This window comes from Pseudomonas sp. UBT (assembly GCF_050915955.1).
GTDB lineage: Bacteria > Pseudomonadota > Gammaproteobacteria > Pseudomonadales > Pseudomonadaceae > Aquipseudomonas > Aquipseudomonas antarctica_A.
In genome coordinates, this window is the sequence record NZ_CP168081.1 from 472,385 (window position 1) to 490,941 (window position 18,557).

Annotated in this window: 15 protein-coding genes; 1 reads left to right on the forward strand and 14 read right to left on the reverse strand. The window is 60.7% G+C overall.

The features are described from left to right. Positions 1-9: 9 nt before the first annotated feature. The 13 genes from ACDZ94_RS26560 to ACDZ94_RS26620 all read right to left on the reverse strand — a co-directional run bounded on the left by ACDZ94_RS26560 (position 10) and on the right by ACDZ94_RS26620 (position 16,943). Positions 10-660 (reverse strand): DUF3540 domain-containing protein, encoded by a 651-nt coding sequence (locus ACDZ94_RS26560; RefSeq protein ID WP_221294700.1) that lies wholly within the window; start codon positions 658-660, stop codon positions 10-12. A 10-nt stretch (positions 661-670) separates the two neighbouring features. After that, positions 671-1,618 carry a pentapeptide repeat-containing protein gene (locus ACDZ94_RS26565; protein ID WP_064452390.1) on the reverse strand — a complete coding sequence of 316 codons (948 nt, stop codon included), beginning with the start codon at positions 1,616-1,618 and terminating at the stop codon, positions 671-673. After that, complete coding sequence (locus tag ACDZ94_RS26570) at positions 1,611-4,004, reverse strand: DUF2169 family type VI secretion system accessory protein (protein WP_432751680.1); 2,394 nt, start codon at positions 4,002-4,004, stop codon at positions 1,611-1,613. The genes ACDZ94_RS26565 and ACDZ94_RS26570 overlap by 8 nt, the downstream gene beginning before the upstream one ends. Positions 4,005-4,032: 28 nt before the next feature. Then, positions 4,033-6,597 carry a type VI secretion system Vgr family protein gene (locus ACDZ94_RS26575; RefSeq protein ID WP_432751681.1) on the reverse strand — a complete coding sequence of 855 codons (2,565 nt, stop codon included), beginning with the start codon at positions 6,595-6,597 and terminating at the stop codon, positions 4,033-4,035. A gap of 91 nt (positions 6,598-6,688) precedes the next feature. After that, entirely contained in the window at positions 6,689-9,310 is a 2,622-nt protein-coding gene (gene tssH / locus ACDZ94_RS26580; RefSeq protein WP_432751682.1) for a type VI secretion system ATPase TssH, read from the reverse strand. Continuing rightward, entirely contained in the window at positions 9,307-10,287 is a 981-nt protein-coding gene (gene tssG, locus ACDZ94_RS26585; RefSeq protein WP_262664726.1) for a type VI secretion system baseplate subunit TssG, read from the reverse strand. Before tssG ends, tssH begins: the two co-directional genes overlap by 4 nt. Next, positions 10,284-11,996, reverse strand: a complete 1,713-nt coding sequence (tssF, locus tag ACDZ94_RS26590; RefSeq protein ID WP_432751683.1) for a type VI secretion system baseplate subunit TssF — start codon at positions 11,994-11,996, stop codon at positions 10,284-10,286. The genes tssG and tssF overlap by 4 nt, the downstream gene beginning before the upstream one ends. 7 nt (positions 11,997-12,003) lie before the next feature. Continuing rightward, on the reverse strand, positions 12,004-12,423 hold the full coding sequence (tssE, locus tag ACDZ94_RS26595) for a type VI secretion system baseplate subunit TssE (RefSeq protein ID WP_221294707.1): 420 nt from the start codon (positions 12,421-12,423) through the stop codon (positions 12,004-12,006). A gap of 82 nt (positions 12,424-12,505) precedes the next feature. Beyond that, positions 12,506-13,993, reverse strand: a complete 1,488-nt coding sequence (gene tssC / locus ACDZ94_RS26600) for a type VI secretion system contractile sheath large subunit (protein ID WP_407016931.1) — start codon at positions 13,991-13,993, stop codon at positions 12,506-12,508. A gap of 4 nt (positions 13,994-13,997) precedes the next feature. Further along, positions 13,998-14,495, reverse strand: coding sequence for a type VI secretion system contractile sheath small subunit (tssB, locus tag ACDZ94_RS26605; protein WP_064452398.1), 498 nt, complete (start codon positions 14,493-14,495; stop codon positions 13,998-14,000). A 54-nt stretch (positions 14,496-14,549) separates the two neighbouring features. Continuing rightward, positions 14,550-16,064, reverse strand: coding sequence for a type VI secretion system protein TssA (gene tssA, locus ACDZ94_RS26610; protein ID WP_432751684.1), 1,515 nt, complete (start codon positions 16,062-16,064; stop codon positions 14,550-14,552). A 241-nt stretch (positions 16,065-16,305) separates the two neighbouring features. Beyond that, positions 16,306-16,659 (reverse strand): putative quinol monooxygenase, encoded by a 354-nt coding sequence (locus ACDZ94_RS26615; RefSeq protein WP_432751685.1) that lies wholly within the window; start codon positions 16,657-16,659, stop codon positions 16,306-16,308. An 86-nt stretch (positions 16,660-16,745) separates the two neighbouring features. Further along, positions 16,746-16,943, reverse strand: coding sequence for a tautomerase family protein (locus ACDZ94_RS26620; protein WP_432751686.1), 198 nt, complete (start codon positions 16,941-16,943; stop codon positions 16,746-16,748). A 148-nt stretch (positions 16,944-17,091) separates the two neighbouring features. Here ACDZ94_RS26620 and ACDZ94_RS26625 point away from each other — a divergent pair, with 148 nt between their 5' ends. Next, positions 17,092-17,994 (forward strand): LysR family transcriptional regulator, encoded by a 903-nt coding sequence (locus ACDZ94_RS26625; RefSeq protein ID WP_432751687.1) that lies wholly within the window; start codon positions 17,092-17,094, stop codon positions 17,992-17,994. Positions 17,995-18,274: 280 nt separating this feature from the next. On the opposite strand, the gene ACDZ94_RS26630 is transcribed toward ACDZ94_RS26625, so the two are convergent. Then, complete coding sequence (locus tag ACDZ94_RS26630; RefSeq protein ID WP_064452401.1) at positions 18,275-18,556, reverse strand: pentapeptide MXKDX repeat protein; 282 nt, start codon at positions 18,554-18,556, stop codon at positions 18,275-18,277. Between the last annotated feature and the right edge of the window lies 1 nt (position 18,557).

Sequence of the window (18,557 nt, forward strand, 5' to 3'; positions counted from 1 at the left end):
GGAGGACTCCTAACCGAGTTTGATGCGCTGGCCATCCAGCGCGACGGTGATATCGGCGAACAGGTCAAGGGTTTCGCCACGCAATTGCCAATCGTTTTTCACCTGCTGGCTGACCGAGCCCGCGTACAGCTCTTCGTGCCCTTCCACGCGGCGGCGGCTGTCGCCGAACTCGGCGGTATGGACCTGCACGGTCTGGTGAGCGTGCAACGCCGTGTCATGGCGTTGCAGCCAATGGCTGTCGGCGCGTTCACCGCTGACCTGCAGCGTTTGGGTCGTCAGGCACGCGTGGGTGCTGTGCAGCAGGACGTTAGCGCTGCGCACGGCAAGTGCCGCGCCGGCGTCCAGGCTGATACCGTCCCGCGCCTCTATATGCAGCGCACCTGCCGGCAAGTGCAGGTGCAGGTCGCCGTCCACACTCAAACGGGCGGGCGTGCTGCTGTCGCGCTCCAGTACGGTGAGGATGTAGCCGCTCGTACCCTCCACGCAGATCAGCACCGCATCCCCGAGTGCCGGGCGCAACAGGCAACCGGCCGCGGGCTTGAGCCAGTAACGGCGCCCGTCGGTACTGACGACACCAAAACGCTCGCCATCCTCGGCATTGATCCGCCCATGGTGCAACGTGGCCGGGCATTGACTGTGCTGCGGGGCTTGCAGTGGCATGGTGTTCTCCTTACAGCGTCGGCTGCCAACGATCGGCGGCCAGGCGCAGCGGGTCGGTAGGGCGAATGTCGTCGAGCCGCGCGCCTTTCCACTGACAGTTGTCCAGTTCGGCGGCGTGCAGGTTGGCGCCAAACAGGTCCGCATCGGTGAAGTCGGCACCGCAGGCGCGCAGATAGATGCATTGGGCGTAGCGCAGGCGGGCCCGCAAGAACTGCGCGCCGGGCAGCACTGCGCCGTTCAGGTTGGCCTGGACCAAGCCACTGTCGGTGAAGTCGGCAGCGTTCAGCCGTGCGTCGGTAAAGATGGCCTGGATGAGGTTCGTGGCGATGAACCGCACACGAGCGCCCTGGCATTGGAACAGCGACAGGGCACGGGTCTCGGCGTGGCTCAGGTCAACATCGGTCAGGCTGCTGCGATCAAAGGCACATTGCTCAAGGTGTGCGTCGATCAGGTAGAGGTTGCGCAGCAGGCTGTCGGTCACGCGCACCTGCTGCCATTGCGCCGAGCTGGCATCAGCATCACACAGGCTGACATGGTCCAGTTGGCATTGGCGCATGATGCTGCCGCGCAAATTGGGCACTGAGAATGCGCAGTCAATAAAACTCAGGTTGCTGACACTGGCTTCGTTGAGGTTCAGCCCAACGGCCTCGCAGCGTAACCAACGGCCACCGTCGAGGGTTGCCGTGGCCAGGTTTGCCCCATCGAATTGGCAGTTTCTGAAGTCGACCTGACGCAACTGGCTGCGAGAAAAGTGGCTCCCCGCCAGTTGGCAGTCGACCCAGGTACAGGCCTCAAGGTCGGCGTCGTTGAAGCAGGCGTTGCGCGCGTCGACCTGCTCCAGGCGCGCATGGCGCAGCGCAACGCCCCGGAAGTCACCATCGGCCAGGCACAGGTCGCGCAGCACGCCACCCTCGGCGACGCGCGCGCGCAGCTGTTCGGCGGTCATTGATTCAGACATGTTCGAGTTCCTCGGGTAATCGGCAATAGCTCAATAAAGCGCCTTCCAGGCGGGCCCCGACACCTCGGGCGCCTTCGCTGACGACCGCATGCAGATTGCAGTCGCGCAGGTCGGCCTGATCCAGCCGGACTTTGCGTAGGCGGGCTTGCTGCAAGTTGGCGCCCACCCACTGTATTTGGCTGAGGTCACTGCCGGTGAAGTCGGCATTGCGCGCGTCCAGGCGATAACCCTGGCTGCTGCGCAAGTCGCAGCGAATGAGCAGGGCGTTGTGCAGGTGGCTGCCACGCAGGCTTGCCCCTATCAGTGACGCGTCTTGCAGGCTGGCATTCGCAAGGTCTGCGTTATCCAGGCGAATGCCGGGCAACTGGCAACCCAGGTCCAGTTGCAGTTCGGTGGCGCGGGCATTGGTCAGGTCGATGTCCTGGCCTTCGACCCCTGACCAGGCCGCCGCGTGCAGGCCGGCGCCGGCCAGCCGCGCATGGTCCAACAGGCAGTCGCGCAGGCGTGTTTTGCCTAACTGCGCTTCGCGCAAGTCGATCTGCCGCAGGTCGCAATTTTTCAGGGTGCTGCCGGTCAGGTCGATACCTGGCCAATGCGCGGCAGCCAGCACACAGTGATCAAACGAACAGCGGTGCAGTACCGCACCGGCCAAATCACTGGCAGACAGGTCCAGGCCGACAAAACGTGCGCCTTCCAGGTGGTCACCCCGGGCGTGGGCAGCTTCGAGCAACGCACGAGTCCAGGGGCCGGCCTCAGGGGTTGCGGTGTCGCCGCCGGCAGGAGGGCGCGGCGATTGTTCTTTTACCGAACTGGCCGCCGGCAATTTCGCCCGCAGTGCCTGCATCTTCGCGTTGATCTGCTGCTCTGTCTCACGCATCTCTTGCAAACCGGCGCTCAGTTGCGCGCGCAATGAGGCTTTGCGTGACGCCGGCAGGGGCAGTTGCTCAAGACTGGACATTGGGTCTGTCTTGACGGGGCGCGGCGCGTTTTGTTCAACCTGTCTGATCGCCTCGCGCAGCGCCTCAGGCTTCATGTTCAGGCGTACCGCTGTCTCGTCGAGGAACTTCTCGGTTGCCGCCTCCGCGTATTCAATGCTGGTTTGGATGCTCGCTTTGAGGGCGGCCGGGTTAAACGGCCGGACCTCGGCCGGCGGGCGTTGCGCCAGTGCGGCGAGGTTAGGCGCAGTCGCCGGGTACTCCGCCGGGTTCAACGGTTTGCCGAAGCGTTTGCCCACGTCGCCGGCGCAGGCCAATACCCTGGCTTGTTCGGCGGCGAAGGCCGCGTAACGGGCATTTATCGAGGCCTGCATACGGTGAATGATGGCGTCTTTGTCGACCGTTGCAGGCGGTATTGGCATGGCCGCAGGAGGCGGCTTGACCGCGGGCCAGAGTTTTTCGCAGCAGTCTGCGGCGGTTTCGCTTGGCGCGTCGGGGTGTTCATACACGGCGCCCAACTGGGCAATATCGGCGCCGTCAAGATCGGCCACGTTGACCTCGGCCCGGTACAGCAGCAATACCCGCTCAACGTCGGGGAATAGCCACACCGTGTCCAGGTCCAGTGGTGGCTCTTCGATCTGTTGTGCCGGTGCCGCTCGCTTGAGAAACACCCGGGCACGGAATGCGGGCAACGTACCGCGGATTTGCGCATGCTGAGGGTGCATGCCGTCAACGCTCCAGGCTTCGTTGCCTGCCCAATAACCTGGGTTGCATTGGTCCTGAGCGACTTCATCAAACCAGCGAACGTCACAATCCAGAGGCGGGCAGGGTGCCCGGCGTGCTGTCCAGTGTTCATCGCAAGTGCCCCACAAATCGCGGCGTTCACGGCATTGCGGCGGCAGCGGACGCAGGCTGGCAATTGGCAGCGTCTGGCCGGGTACCCGCAGGGGCAAGTGTTCGTTTTCGATTTGCGGCAACGGCATGCCCACGCTGCTGCCGGGGTCCGCCAGATAGCCGCTGCCTTCGGGATTATCCGCCCAGCCGGCGCCGCCGAACGCGTGCTGCAAATCCAACGGCAAACGCAGGAGCGGGCCCGTTGGACGCGCAGTGAGGCCGAGCACCCCGCGCTCCCAGCACCTTGGCGGGTGCAGGTGCAAGGTCTTACTGGTGCTTGCGATGTGCACGCGTACGGCCATGCCCGTGTGTTGCTGCTCAGGCGTCAGAGGGTACGCGTCGCCATGCACGGCGAAGCTGCCACGGGCCTTTTTCAAACCACTGTCGAACGGCTGTTTGTCGAAGCGCTGGCTGAGCCAGGGCAGTGCATGTTCAGCGGCCAGCACCTGATGGTCGGCACCGAACAGCAGGCCCACGGTAATTGCCAGGGTGGCAGGCCGTGGCCCCTGTTGACGGGCCAGGGTCAGCAGACTCATGTCGGAATAGGAAAGGTGCATGCTTGAACCCTCGTCAGGAAGAAACGCTTTAAGGCTCGAAGTTGTCGACTACCTGGAGTGCCGCATTGGCCCCGTCGTCCAACCCTCTGGCGACCGCCTCAGCCATTTCGTTGAGCACCTCAAAGGCTTTGAGCCGCGCGGTTTCTTCGGCTTCTATCAGCGCTTGCGTCGGCGTGGGAGGGATATAAACGGCGCCCAACGTTGCATTGGTCGCACTCAGTTCGTCGAGGCTGGTGTAGGTGGCTTTGAGCCGGGAGGTTACGGTCGCATTTTTGCATTCGAGATCGCCCACCACGTTGACGTTTCCCACGAACCGGGTGTTACCGTTAATGGCCACGTCGGCGTCGATCATGATCGTTTTAGGCGACTTGATCCGAATGCCATTTTGGTTTAATACGATGGAATGCTCAGCGCATTTCAGCGTGATCGAGGTCGTTCCGATCACCTCGTATATATCGGCAGTCACCTTGTGCAGCTCTGCTTCAAGTTTTGAGACGGAGGCCACCGTTTTATCGATGAGCTTCTTGTCTTCGGAAATTGCCGCGACCTTCTTCCCGATCTTTTCCCAGACGTAAGTGAACCCGTTACACGACAGTGAAATGCTGACGCCCGACATATTCACGGTGGTCGCTTTTCCTTGCACAGTGAGGCTTCCCTTGGCTCCGCCCAGGCTTGCCTCCACCTGGGCTGCCGCCGTATTGAGTATTGCCGAGAAGGTAGCCGCGTTTTTTAACTCAGCCTTGTCTCCGAGGTTGAGCCAGTTCGGGCCGCCCCAATGGACACCTGTGTTGAGTTCCCCCAGTGTTGGTTTGGGTTTAGGTTCGGGGGGCGGAGTCGGCACGGTGGTATCCGGGCCCGAGTCGCTGCCACTGGCTGTCGCCGGGTCCCCGGTGCCCATGGACAACGAGTACACGCCGGGCACTTCATGTGTGAGCGAGGACGATGTCAATTGCATATGAGCGTTGGTGCGCAGTTGCGCGCCGGCGACTTCGCCATTGCCCAGTGTGAAGGTGCTGTTACCGCCAGGCGCGCCCAGTTTCAGATGGGCGGCCCCAGGGTGGTCTTCCATCGCCAGGAAGTGCCCTCCGGCCGTGGAGAAGCCGCTCTGGGTGGCGTTACGCTCAATGACCATGCTCGGGTTTTCCGAGTTTGGCACGCAGCCAACGATAATCGGCCGGTCCGGGTCGCCGCCGAGAAATGACACCAACACTTCACTGCCTTTGAGCAGCGGAAAGTGCATGCCATGGCTGGAACCGGCAGACAACGACACCCTGCGCAGCCATGCCGAACCCCGAGTGCTGGGTTTTTGATCGCGGGTAAACGGGAAACGGACTTTGTAGCAGCCGTGCTGGTTGAGCAGGGGCTTGCCGCTGTCGTCGCCATCCACCACGGCACTCAGTACGCCAAACGCGTTGGGTTTTGGGGTTTCCAGGGGCGGACGGAACTGCACCTCGGCAGGGATCACCAGAAAGCGCGTTTGGGTATCGCGGGCCACGTTATCCTCGCCCGTAGCGGGCAGTGGTTGTTGCCCGCTGTGGTGCACTTCAAGCACTTGATAAGCCGCATTCATGCAGGGCCGCGCATGCCCGGCCAAGACCATCGAACCGCCTGATCGAAGGCCGGTAACATGGCCACTGCCGTGGAACAGCCGATGACGGCATCCCAGCGCCTGGGCACGGCGTTGCGCCAGCCAGATGCCCTGAGCGTGACTGCCAAAATGCTCACCATAGAGGCCATAGTCGCCGCTGAACGCTGGCGAGGCGCTCGGAGCTTGGGCATCTTCGGCGACGCTACCGGCCGCCACCGACGCTGTGCTGTGTAGCGCCAGTTGTGCATTGCTGGCAGAAAAGTCCTGTAGCACCACCTGCTCCGGTTGCACCACGGTGCGACGGATAAAGGTGTGCGCTACCGCCTGAAGACCGTTGTTCAGCGCGGTGTCCAAGGGGCGGTACAGCACCGGCAGCACTGTCTTGGGTTGGGCGCTGCGATCACTGCAAATGATCAGGGCTTCCTGCTGATCCTGCTGCTCGAAGAAGTAGTAGCAGCCGCTGTATTCCAACAGGCGCGACAGAAAGTCGAAGCTGGATTCTTCGTACTGGCAGGTAAAGTTGGCTTGCGTATGGGGGATGTCGTCGCCCCGCAGGCGTACGTCAAAATCGAAGGCAGCCGTGCTGATGCTGTCCGAGCCCGGGCCTTCACGCGTCAGGTCGGCATTTTTGAGGATGTCGCGGACCAACTGCGGCAGGTTTTTGTCCAGCCAGATTTCGCTGAAGCGCTGCTGGCGCAGCCGGGTGATGCGCGGCTCCAGCACCACACGGCAATAGTGGTAAAGATCATCGGCGTCCAACAGTTCCACCGACGTGACGATGCCGTGGTACGGGTGAGCGGCGCCCAGGGTGTCAAACAGGGTCAGGTGCGCGGCTGCACCGAGCATGGCATCTTCGTTCAGTAACGGGTTCAGCGATGCCAGTACCACCTCGAAGCGATAGGGCCGTGACAACACGTCTTCACCCTGCCAACGGGCGACCAGCAGGGGTTCTAAGGCGAGCGCGTCACTGAGGAAGGTGCACAGAGGTTGCTCGGTCAATGTCATGGTCTGAACTCCTGGTTACCTGCGCAATCGAGTCACGGGGCCACTGTAGGGCGGGCCCGTTTTTTTTGCGCTCGGGTAAAGACCTGATTGTTCAGCTGTCCAGGGCGTCGATCCGCCACCCACCACTGGCGTCCATATCGACGCGGATGGCACTGAGCACGCGCTGCTCGGCCATCGCCGTGAGCAGCACGTCCGACAGGCGCGGCGTCAGGCTTTTGCGCAACATAAAGTCAATGTTGCGCGCGCCGTTTTGGACGTTCGTGCAGCGCTCGGCGAGGGTGCGCGCGACCGACGCGCTGAAGCACAGGCGTACCTTGGCCGATGCCAGCAGGCGCGACGCCAGGCGCTGCAGCTTCAGCTCGACAATGCTCGCCAGGTGTTCTGCTTGCAGGGTGAAGTAAGGCACCACGGTCATGCGGGCGAGCAACGCCGGTTTGAAGTGCGACGACAGCACGGGCTGAATCCGCTCCACCAGCGTGTCGGCACACGGGCGTTCACCGGCACACAATGCGCTGATTTCATCGCTCGCCAAGTTGCTGGTGAGAAATATCACGGTGTTGCTGAAGTCGATTTGGCGGCCTTCACCGTCGGAAAGGACGCCCTTGTCGAACACCTGATAAAACAGGTTGACCACCTCCAAATGGGCCTTTTCCACCTCGTCGAGCAGCACCACCGAATAGGGCCGACGACGCACGGCTTCTGTCAGCAAGCCACCTTCTCCATAACCCACATAACCGGGAGGCGAGCCGACCAGGCGACTCACCGTGTGCTTTTCCTGAAACTCACTCATGGCGAGCGTGGTCAGTGCATGCTCGCCGCCAAACAAGTGATCGGCCACGGCGAGTGCAGTTTCGGTTTTACCGACACCGGAAGGACCCACCAGCAGGAACACGCCCAAGGGTTGTTGCGGATCGCGCAGACCCGATTGTGCCGCCTTGAGTATGTCGGTGATGCATTGGACGGCGGCGTCCTGGCCATGAATCCGGGTGTTGATCGTGGCGGCCAACGACATGACGCCGCCGGCGCTATCGCGCAAGACCTTGCCCAGCGGGATGCCGGTCCAGTCAGACACGACTTTGGCGATGGCGTCCGGACCGACCTCGGTGAACAGCAATGGGTCGTCACCTTGCAGGTGCGCCAGGCTGTCACGGGCCTCAGCCAGCCTTGCCGGCCAGTCCTCAAGGGTTTGCGCCTCGGCGCGCGCCTCAAGCACGCGATACGCAGCAGCACGCTCCAACTGCCAGCGGTGTTCCAGCGCCTGGTACTCCACACCCAGTTGAATGAGTGTTTGCTCGATGGCCTGTATGCGGCCAGGGTCCACCGGGTGGCCATGGCGTTGATCGCGTTCCAGGGCCTCGCGCTCGCGGGACAAGGCGCCTTGATGCCGTTCGAGCTGTTCCAGGTTCGCGGGCCGTGTGTCCAGGCCAATACGCACGCGCGCACTGGCCGTGTCTAGCAGGTCGACAGCCTTGTCGGGCAACAACCGCCCTGTGACATAGCGGTCGGACAGTTCGGCGGCGGCGGTAATTGCATCATCGCGAACGCTGACACCGTGGACTTTTTCATAGTGGGGCTTGAGGCCTCGCAGAATCAGCACAGCGGTTGCCACGCTCGGCTCCTCAAGCTTGACGAGCTGGAAGCGGCGGGCGAGGGCAGGGTCTTTTTCGAAGTGCTTCTTGTACTCGCCCCAAGTGGTTGCGGCGATGGTGCGCAGCTCTCCCCGGGCCAGCGCAGGCTTGAGCAGGTTGGCGGCGTCAGTGCCACCGGTCGGCCCCCCGGCGCCAATCAGCATGTGGGCTTCGTCGATAAATAAAATGATCGGCACGGTGGACGCTTTAACCTCGTCGATCACCGCGCGCAGGCGACTCTCGAACTCACCTTTGACACTGGCACCGGCCTCCAGCAGGCCCATATCGAGACTCAGCAGCCGTGTGTTGCGCAGAAAATCCGGGACATCGCCCAGGTGGATAGCCAGCGCCAGGCCCTCGACCACGGCGGACTTACCAACGCCCGGTTCGCCGACCACGATGGGGTTGTTCTTGCGGCGTCGGGCGAGGATATCCACCATCTGGCGAATTTCCTGGTCACGTCCGAACACGGGGTCAATACCACCCTTGGCGGCCTTGGCGCTGAGGTCTTCGCAGAACCGCGCGATGGTGTTTTCGCGATTGACCCCAGCGCTGGTATCAGGCGCGCTGCCGCCCGGCGCTGCGCCTTGCAGGTGTGCCAATAGGCCTTCGCTGGAACCAGCGACGATATCGGCGAACTGATTACCCAGGCGCTCGCGTGAAACGCCCTTGAGCAGTTCGCCGTAACGGGTGCCCGCCGTGTAGTAACCCAGGCGCGTGACCAAGGCGAGCAGCAACGTCCCGGCGCGGATGCTGGGGCTGCCGACAATCAGCGACGCGGCGATCCAGGCGTCCTGCACCCACTCGGTCAACAGCGGTGAAAAGACCGGGCGTCCCGGATTACCTCGCTTGAACTGGGCCAGGCTATCGTCAAGCCGGGCTGAAAGGCGTAAGGGATCTACCTCAAAATACGCAAGAATCAACGCAATATCACCCTGCGGGTCCTGCAGTAATTGGTGCAGGAAATGCTCGATCGTAATTTCGTAATGGGCGCGCGCCAGCGTCATGCCGGCGCTATTTTCCAGGGCGTGATTGCTGAAGGTATTGAGCCTGGCAAATAACGGCTTGAGTTCTACCTGAATCATTGTCCGGTCCTCGATTGAGCGCCGGGACTTTGCGCCCCGGCCAGCGTGAATACCGCCTTGCCCTGGTCGACTGTGCGCCCCAGCCAGGTGTTGGTGCCCAGGCGCTGCCAGCTGTCACCCAATCGCGTGCCACGCTGTTGTTCTGGTTTAAGGCTCAGCACCAGCCGGCATTTGAGCGGGGTGTGCAGGTACAACGCGGTTAATCGTTCGATACGTTTGTAGAGTGCGGCGCCCGGCATCAGCAGGTGAAAACGCAAGGCGTCCAGGGGGCCGATACGGATGTCCAGAGTACTGGTGCGGTCGCTGACCTGTTGCCCGAGCAGGCTGTCCTGCCCCAGCACGTTGCCCTGCAGACCCAACCGGCAGCGGGACTGGTCATCAATCGGCACTTGGGTCAGCACGCAGGGCACGACTTCGACGGGATCGCCGTCCAGTGTGCTGCTGAGCAGTTGCTCCAGGCCGAGCGCCGAGCGCGGGAACTGGTTGAAGATGCCGGCGTAGCGCACTAATTGCGGTGCATGCTGGCGCCACTGCGGGTCGGCGTCGGCCAGGCCGATCAGCGAGCGCACCAGGTTGAGACGGCTCAGGTCACGACGCTCGCCGATAGCCATCCACAGACGGTGTTTTTCCCAGGCACGAAACAGCAGCGGGTACAGCGCGGCATGCACGATATCGAGAAAATCACGGCCGGCGCTACGGCCTTGCAGCTGCTCGTCGATCAGGTCTTCGGTGTAGAACGTCGGCAGCGGTGAGGTCACGCCATACAAGCCAAAGAAGCTGGCTTGCAGGTGATAACGCCCGCTGTCGTCCTGGTCAATGGTTAAAATATCGCTCTCGGGGAACCCCAACCCCAGGCCAGGACGCACGCGTACGCCATCGCTGAAGGCGTTATCGTCCGGGAAGCGAAGACGCAGCAAGCGCAACGCCTGGAAAAAAGCATAGTCGCGACCGTTGGCCAGCAAGGCGTCCTGAGTCATAGCAGGCGCTGCCGGCCGATTTTCGCCGGCCAAGCCAGTGTTTCCTGATTAACGCTGTCGTACAGGTTGAGCGCTACGAAGCTGTTGAGCGCGACACTGCCAGCAAAGAACTCATCGAGTACCACGCCAAACAGGTAAAGCCCTCCGGCACCCAGGAAGTGGTCGCCACGGCACTCCAGGTGCACCACCGTACCTTCGATGGGCAGGCCGTTGATGAAGCGTCGCTCCTGCGTGGCAAAGACTTTTTCAATGCCGTTGATCCGTCGATTGTTGGCGTCTTGCCCACCCTCATCGGCGCTCGGCAGGTAGAGTTTGAGCAGGCTCTTGAGGTAATCGGCGTCCAGCAGTTTGAAGTGGTTGGCGTTCAGCTGGGAAAGCATGCGCCACAGCAACCGGTCCTGGTATTTGGGCGGATGGCAGGGGGTGATGCCACGAATGTTGCGCAGGGTGACGCGCGCCGGGGTGTTGTCCATCGGCTGGTTGAGGTCCCCGGGGTGCAAGCTCTCGGGCAGCGGGCCGTCAGTGCACAGCAGCGAGATCGACAGGGTGAGGTCTTCCGGCGATTGACGGTCGACATACGGCAGGCTGATGAAGTGCTCGTAATCACGCGGGTCGTTGCTGCCCTGGCGAATGCGCAGGTTGAACGCATCACGCTGGTAAATGGTGTGGAAGGGTTTTAAGGTTTTTTCGTTGCCGGTGCCCGAATAGGCGCTGACACTCAGCACCGAATGAATGCGCAGGCGTTGGCGCTGGGACTGGTTCGCAGGCTGGATGCGATATTCGGGTTGGCGGTGATCGACCCTGAGCGGGTGAGCGTCCTGGGTGAACAGGTTGACCGCGGGTGTCACCCCGAGCATGAAGCTGTTTTCAGTTATCGAGGGGGCCCACGACGGCACTTTGTCGAACACCAGCTTTACGCTCATGCGGGTGTGTTCGCCTCGATGGCGCCAGCGCTGCAAACCGCTCAAGCGCACGAACAGGAATTTTTCCGGCAACGCGAAATACTCCTGCAAACCCCGGTAGGCCGGGTGTGCGGCGTCCGGGTAGGGCAACAACGCGTGCTCACGATCAAAGCCGCACGGTTGGATGTGGTTGGCTGACAGCAGCGTTATCGGTTGGCCTTCACCCTGGATGCGTATTTCGCGCACATGCTGGTCCAGCAGACGGAGCAGGGCGCAAGCCTCGCTGAAGGTATCACCCAGGTAAAAGGTCAGGCTGTCGGCCTTGAAGTCATTGGGCGCGACGGTCAGCGCAAGGTCCAGCACCAGGCAACGGCTGTCTGAGGTTCCGCCTTCCCAGCGCGCACCGGTTAGCGTGACCGGCTCAAGGTCGACCGGCATCGTGCTGCGAAAGCTCACTCGATGGCCATCAATGGGCACGGAAGCCACTTCGCAGCCGGTATCGATAGTTTGTGTCTGTGAAAGCGCTGTTCGCGGCGCGAACTGCAGCAGCGTCATGCACGGCAGCGGCTGCAAATACTGCGGATAAAGCAACTGCGCCAGCTCTTGGACAAATTCGGGAAACTCGTCATCCAACCGCTGGCGCACCATGCCCGTCAGGAAGGCCACGCCTTCGAGCAGCCGCTCCACATCCGGATCACTGGCGGAGCCACTGCCGAGCAAGGGCGCCAGCGCAGGGTTACGCTGGGCAAACTCATCGGCCAGATGCCTCAGGTTATTCAGTTCACTTTGGTAGTAGAAGTTCTGCACAGTCCACCTAGCGCATCGACAGCGAGACGCGCCCGTCGCAGGAGACGAGGGTCGATAAGTGGATGGGGATGTCGCGGTCATTGATCGCGACCAATCCGTCGAGCATGAAGCGCAACGACAACACCTCGCGACCGTGTTCGGCCAGGGTGATGCAGGGTGATTTCAGACGCGGTTCGTAACGCGCAACCATGCGTGTCATGTGGTCGATGATTTGCGCCGTTTCTCCGGTGGCGAAACTGCCGGCCAGGTTGGTGAAGTCGGGCACCCCGAAATCCGGGTCTATCGGCACGCTGCCTTGGCGAGTGTTAAGAATCCGGCTCAGATGCTCCATCAGTGAATCCAGCAGCACTTGAGCCTGGGTCAGGTGAGAGCGTTCGCTGCCCAGTTGCAGGGCGCCAATGCGTTCCAGCAGGCGTTTTTCTTTCATCACCGATCCCTCAATCACTCATGATTCAACGGTTGCGGCCATCGGCAGGGCGGATGACCGCAGAGTGAGCAGCGCGCAGCTTTCAGCTCTTGTCCAGCTTGCCGACCAGCGACAAGGTGAACGAAGCCCCCATGTACTTGAAATGCGGCCGGACCTTGAGGCTCACGCGGTACCAGCCTGGGTCACCTTCGACGTCGTTTACGGAAATGTCGGCCTGGCGCAATGGCCGACGGCTGCGCACGCCCACGGCAGGGTTGTCCATGTCGGCGACGTATTGACGGATCCAGCCATTGAGCTCCGACTCCAGGTCGCCGCGCTCTTTCCAGGTGCCGATGTTTTCGCGCTGGATGACCTTGATGTAGTGAGCCAGGCGACTGACCACGAAGATGTAGGGCAACTGGGTGCCGAGCTTGTAGTTCAACTCCGCTTCCTTGCCTTCTTTGTCATTGCCAAAGTACTTGGGTTTCTGACAAGAGTTGGCGGAGAAGAACGCGGCGTTGTCGGTGTTCTTGCGCATGGTCAGGGCTATAAAACCCTGCTCGGCCAGCTCGAATTCCCGCCGCTCGGAGATCAGCACGTCAGTCGGGATTTTGGTCTGCACCTCACCCATGGCTTCGTAGTTGTAAATCGGCAGGTCGCTGACGGTACCGCCACCTTGCGGGCCGATGACGTTGGCACACCAACGGTACTGGGCGAAGCTGTCGGACAATCGGCTGGCAAAGGCGAAGGCGGCATTGCCCCACAGGAAATCGTGGTTGCTGGAGGTCACGCTTTCGTTGTAGCGGAATTTTCTGACCGGCACCGTTTCTTCCCCGTAGGGCGTGCGCAGCAGGAAGTGCGGCAACGTCAGCCCCACAAAACGTGAGTCTTCACTCTCGCGAAACGCATTCCACTTGATGAACTGCGGGCCTTCGAATACGGCTTGCAGGTCTTTCAGGTTGGGCAACTGGGAAAAGCTCTCGACACCAAAGAACTGCGGGCCTGCCGCCGCGATGAAGGGTGTGTGCGACATCGTCGATACGGACGCGATGGACTGCAGCAGCTTGATGTCCTGTGAGCCAGGGTTGAACTCGTAATTGCCGATGATGGCGCCGAACGGCTGGCCGCCGAATTGTCCGAATTCTGCGCTGTAAACGGCCTTGTACAGACCCGAGCGCGTGATCTCCGGGGCGTCTTCAAAGTCGTCCAGCAGCTTTTGCTTGGACACACTGAGAATTTCCAGGCGGTTGTTTTCACGAAAATCGGTACGGTCGACCAAAAATTTCAACGAGCGCCATGACGCCTCGAGTGCCTGGAAACGCTCATGATGCAAAATAGCGTCGACTTGACGGCAGAGCTTGGCGTCCAACGCTGCAATCATGTCGTCGATCAGGTTGGCACTGACTTTTTCGACCGCGCGGCTGGGTTCCAGCAACTGTGCGACAAAGGCCTCCAGACCTTGGCGCGTCACCGCGTAGGCCTCGTCGCCAGGCTTTATTCGCGCGGTATGGATCAATTGATCCAGCAGCGAACCCTCCTGTTGCGTCGCAGACGCTTGCGTGGCCGGGTTTTGCGTTGCTTCTTGGGTCATGGCTTTACTCCTTTTCCTCAACGCCCAACTCACCGAGCAAGCGGGCACGCGCACCGTCGTCTTCGATCAATGCCTGTAATTCCTTGCGAAAGTCGGGCACGTTACCCAGTGGGCCTTTCAACGCTTTGAGTGCATCACGCAGGGCGATCAACTGGCCGAGTTCCGGTACCTGCTCAACCAGGGCGTCCGGTTCAAAGTCACGAATCGATTCGAACTTCAGATTCACCGCCAGACGCTCGTCTGGCGTTGCGTCATCCGAGAGGCGGTTGGCGATGGATAGTTGCAGGCTCAGGTTCTGGCCTTTGAGCACGTCGGTGAAGTTGTCCTTGTCGACGCGAATCGGCTTGAGTTCTTCGACAGGTGTCTGGTCTTCACGCAGGGTGAAGTCACCGATCACCAATTGCTTGAGCGGCAGCTCGACCTGTTCCTGGGCATCGCCCGTCGCAGGTTTGTAGACAATATTGACGCGCTCTTTAGGCGCGACGGAACCGTCACTTGCCATGGTGTTTCTCCTCAGTGAGCGACTCGCAGAGGCGGTCGCGTCGTGTCAGCGGGTTCAGTCGGTTGCGGTACAGGCGCTGCGCTTGCGCCAGAACCCGTTGAGGTCCAGGCGTGACAATCGCCGTGACCATTCAGACGAGTTGCTGTGCTCAAGCATCATTTCAAGCAGCGGCTTGACCAACTCGGGCTCCCATTGCTCCAGATTGAGCTCGTCGGCCAGGGCCAGCAGGCCTTCCAGCGCGATACGCAGATCAGGGTGGGGGTCGAACCGATAAACCAGCACGCATTGCGAGGCACTCAGCCTGAAACGGTCGCGCGCGCTGGCGGTATGGGCGATGCAGCGCTGCAGTTCGGCTAACCCATCATTCAGCCGACCTTCATTGGCCATACGCCGAGCGTCTTCTACGCAGGTCTCGATAGCGTCCTTGGGGGCGACTACGGGCGTCGTCGGCGCCAGGCTTTCCAGCCACGCTCGGGTGGCGCCATCGGCAAAAGGCATGCCGTCGGCGAAGGTCAGATCGATAACGCCAGGCAGGCGGCTTACCAACCCTTGCACCTCGTGCGCTATGGCCTGGGCAGCAGCGCTAGCACCCGCCTGTAAAAGGGCGATGTGGCTGATGCGATTAAGGTCGAGCCAAAAGGGGTAGCTGCTCAGCCGACCTTCGCAGAAACGCACGATATCCAGCGGCTCGGCGACTTCCTGCAAACGCAGGAGACTCTCTCGCAGAGTAAGGGGCGGAGAGGGCAGGCGAGTGTTTCGACCCTGGCTGGGAGGAAGCGCTTCGAGCGTGATCCACAGTGCCTGGCGATTCAGCCGATAGGTCAAGGGCAGAGCAGGGCGCCGATCCAGGCAGTAGGCGTGCACCGGACGCAGCGACTCAAACACCTTTTCTACGTTGCTGACGATGGCCTCATCGCCGTCCAATAAGGTCACTGTCGGGCTGATGACCATGGGCAGGGCGCCGGTCGCGACGTCAGCGGGCGTGGATTGCGCGGCTGGCGACGTCGTGCCCTGTGACGGCTCTTGGGTTTTGCTACGGGTCAGTTGCTCCAGGCGCCGACGGACTCGGGCAAAGCTCGGGGCCTGGTCGTCCTGCATGCGCCAGAACGCCTCAATGGTCTCCCAGTCGCTGATCAAACGCTCAGCCGCCATGGGGTCCAACGGTTCAAAAGGCTCTGCCAGCGTCTTGTCCAGCCACTCGATCAGCCATTGCGCTTGATTGCGCCGAGCCCGCAAGCGCGAGACGGGTGGCGTCAGGGTGTGCCAATAGAGGTCCAACATCTCTCTGAGCAGATGAACCCCGGCGCTTAGCCCGGCCATCGCGCGCAGGCGAGTCCAGGCACACAGCAGCCAAATGGCGACACTGAGGTCTTTACCTTCGGATTTGAGAATGCCTTCGCAGAGTGTCGACAGGCGCTGCCAATCCACGGCGTCGACCGCATGGATATTATTGAGCTTGTCGATCTCTGCCTGAGCCGCAGCAAACGCATCACCCTCGCGAGGGTTGTGACCTGCCGGGTATTGTTCGTTGATGGGATAAGCCCCCAACTGATCCTGGTCACCATGCATAGTTCGTTTGCCTTCTACTGCCTGCTTAAAGGAGTCGTGCGAGGGCCCGAGGCAATACACGAAGGGCCCGGGGCTTGACGACTAAGCAGTACCGTAGGGGATGGGGGCGATTCATCCCATCAGGTCAACACCTGAAAGTGCAGGCGCAGATGCGGGACTTAATAACGTCGACGATAACGGACATAGTGATCTCTGTGCAGGATGTGGGGTGCGCAGGAAACGGTGCTGGCTTTGAGCGAACTCAGCGGCTGAAGCCATCGAACGGGATCATGTATACGGCCCCGAATGGGTCCAGGCGTTTGCGAATTTCTGCATCGGGGGTGCCGTATACCACCAGGCTGGTGATGGTGCACAGCGCCAGGAAACGCTGGCCGAAAGGGGCAAAAGTGGTGTCTACGTGGCTCACCACGGCATCGGCGTTATACCGCTCAAGAATGTGCACGGTGCTCAGCTCTTCGTTGACGCTGTATTCGTAAACCCGTGTGCCCGGTTCGGCACGGGTGGCGGCAACGATTGTGGCGATCAAGGCCTTGAATTCAGCGAACTGCGCGGGTTTTACCGCGAGAGAAAACAGGCAGGAAATAATGGGGTGCATCGTGGTTGTCTCCGGCAGAGGCTTTACAAACGCCTGCACCGCCATGTCGCTGGCCTAGCCGATTCATGCGGTGCGGGCAGGGAGCATCAGGTGTTTTCGGGCGCTTCCCCGAACAGCTTGCCGGCGCCCGCCCAATCCGAGGCGGCTACGTCTTCGAAAATGACGTAGATGTAATTGGCATCGGTACCGGTGTGTTTGACGATGCTTTGAGTGATATCGGCTGCAACAGCGGCTTTTTGCGCGTGTTCCTTACCTTTGAACCAGCTCACACGTACGACGGGCATGATGTATTCCTTCAGGACATTGATCGGGGAGCGGTGCGCGGTGCACCGTTGTCTGACTGGAATTCATCGTACTGTTGAACATGCTGGTGATAAATGGCCTCCAGCTATAATCTGGGTAGACTAAAACTCTACAATTGGCGAGCCGAGCATGGTACCTATCGATTCCTTTCAGGGCGTCATCACCTTTGTCGTCGCGGCCCGCTCCTCCAGCTTTACCCAGGCAGCCGAGCGCTTGGGGCTGTCAAAGTCCGCCGTGGGCAAAGCCATCGCGCGCCTTGAAGAACGCTTGGGGACGCAGCTGTTTCATCGCACGACGCGACGGATTTCCCTGACTGCGGATGGCGAGGCCTATTTTGTGGCTTGCTCTGCGGCGCTGGAGGAAATCGGCACAGCTGAAAGTGGGCTGGCTTCGGGAGGTGGAGAGCCAACCGGGCGTTTGCGCGTTGATGTGCCGGTGGCGTTCGGCCGTCGGGTCGTCGCACCTTTGTTGTTCGAGATCGCCAACAAATACCCTGAGCTGCACCTGAGCCTGACCTTTTCCGACCACTTGGTGGACCCGTTCGAAGAAGGTATTGATCTGCTCGTACGTTTTGGCGAATTGCAGGACACCAGTGGCCTCGTGGCGCGACGACTGACTCGTCAGCGCTGGGCCATCTGTGCAGCCCCTGATTACCTGGCACGTTTGGGCATCCCGCAAACCCTGGAAGAGCTGAGCCAGCATCGCTGCATTGTCGGCCATCGCCGTGGCCAGCCGCTCGCATGGCGCGTGATGCAAACGGGGCAGACCGTACGCTACGCACCGCCCTCAAGCCATCAGATTGGCGACGGCGAAGCCATGATTCTTGCGGCCGTAGCAGGCACCGGCTTATGCCAGATGCCGCGCAGCCTGTTCCAGGACGATATCGAAGCGGGCAGGCTGGTTGAGGTGTTACATGCTTATGAACCTGAAGCGGTTGATGTGCACGCGGTATGGCCGAAGGTTTCGCACTTGCGACCCAAAGTGCGGTATGTGGTCGATGAGCTGGTCAAACTGTGTGCGCATTGGCAGTAATAGACGTGCACATGCTTAAGCACTGAACAAATCAAACCGCAAGAGGCCGTCAAACTCATTGAAGGGCTGGAGAATAGGCGCTCGTACGCGCTTGTGCCTGGTGTTCCTTTGCACAATGCTTGGCATCAGGCACCCAACGTTTGGAACTGCAAACACCTGATCAATGAGAGGAGAACTTTTCAGATTGCAGGTTGATGCCATCGCACCTGTGAGCGCTATCGAGAAAACCCGCCGAGGCGGGTTTTCCAGACGCAGTACAATTTTCCTGTAATGCACCGCTTTACTGAGACATGTCATTCTTTTTCATGTCGTCTTTTTTCATGCCGTCATTGGACATGGAATCTTTCTTCATCGTGTCTTTGCCCATGGTGTCTTTTTTCATCGTGTCCTTACCCATGGTGTCTTTGTGCATTTCATCCTTTTTCATCGTGTCCTTTTTCATCGTATCGTGGGACATCGTGTCTTTCTTCATCGTGTCATTGCTCATCGTATCGTCGGCGTGTACAACCGCGACGCCCACTGCCAGGCACATACCCAGGATTGCAGTCGTTAACCTTTTCATC

Bases quoted from the DNA above. Each gene is read 5' to 3' on its own strand.
- tssE (WP_221294707.1), bottom strand. From the start codon at position 12,423: ATGAAAGAAAAACGCCTGCTGGAACGCATTGGCGCCCTGCAACTGGGC.
- ACDZ94_RS26575 (WP_432751681.1), bottom strand. From the start codon at position 6,597: ATGACATTGACCGAGCAACCTCTGTGCACCTTCCTCAGTGACGCGCTC.
- tssA (WP_432751684.1), bottom strand. From the start codon at position 16,064: ATGCATGGTGACCAGGATCAGTTGGGGGCTTATCCCATCAACGAACAA.
- ACDZ94_RS26625 (WP_432751687.1), top strand. From the start codon at position 17,092: ATGGTACCTATCGATTCCTTTCAGGGCGTCATCACCTTTGTCGTCGCG.
- ACDZ94_RS26615 (WP_432751685.1), bottom strand. From the start codon at position 16,659: ATGCACCCCATTATTTCCTGCCTGTTTTCTCTCGCGGTAAAACCCGCG.
- tssH (WP_432751682.1), bottom strand. From the start codon at position 9,310: ATGATTCAGGTAGAACTCAAGCCGTTATTTGCCAGGCTCAATACCTTC.
- ACDZ94_RS26620 (WP_432751686.1), bottom strand. From the start codon at position 16,943: ATGCCCGTCGTACGTGTGAGCTGGTTCAAAGGTAAGGAACACGCGCAA.
- tssG (WP_262664726.1), bottom strand. From the start codon at position 10,287: ATGACTCAGGACGCCTTGCTGGCCAACGGTCGCGACTATGCTTTTTTC.
- ACDZ94_RS26560 (WP_221294700.1), bottom strand. From the start codon at position 660: ATGCCACTGCAAGCCCCGCAGCACAGTCAATGCCCGGCCACGTTGCAC.
- ACDZ94_RS26565 (WP_064452390.1), bottom strand. From the start codon at position 1,618: ATGTCTGAATCAATGACCGCCGAACAGCTGCGCGCGCGCGTCGCCGAG.
- ACDZ94_RS26570 (WP_432751680.1), bottom strand. From the start codon at position 4,004: ATGCACCTTTCCTATTCCGACATGAGTCTGCTGACCCTGGCCCGTCAA.
- ACDZ94_RS26630 (WP_064452401.1), bottom strand. From the start codon at position 18,556: ATGAAAAGGTTAACGACTGCAATCCTGGGTATGTGCCTGGCAGTGGGC.
- tssB (WP_064452398.1), bottom strand. From the start codon at position 14,495: ATGGCAAGTGACGGTTCCGTCGCGCCTAAAGAGCGCGTCAATATTGTC.
- tssC (WP_407016931.1), bottom strand. From the start codon at position 13,993: ATGACCCAAGAAGCAACGCAAAACCCGGCCACGCAAGCGTCTGCGACG.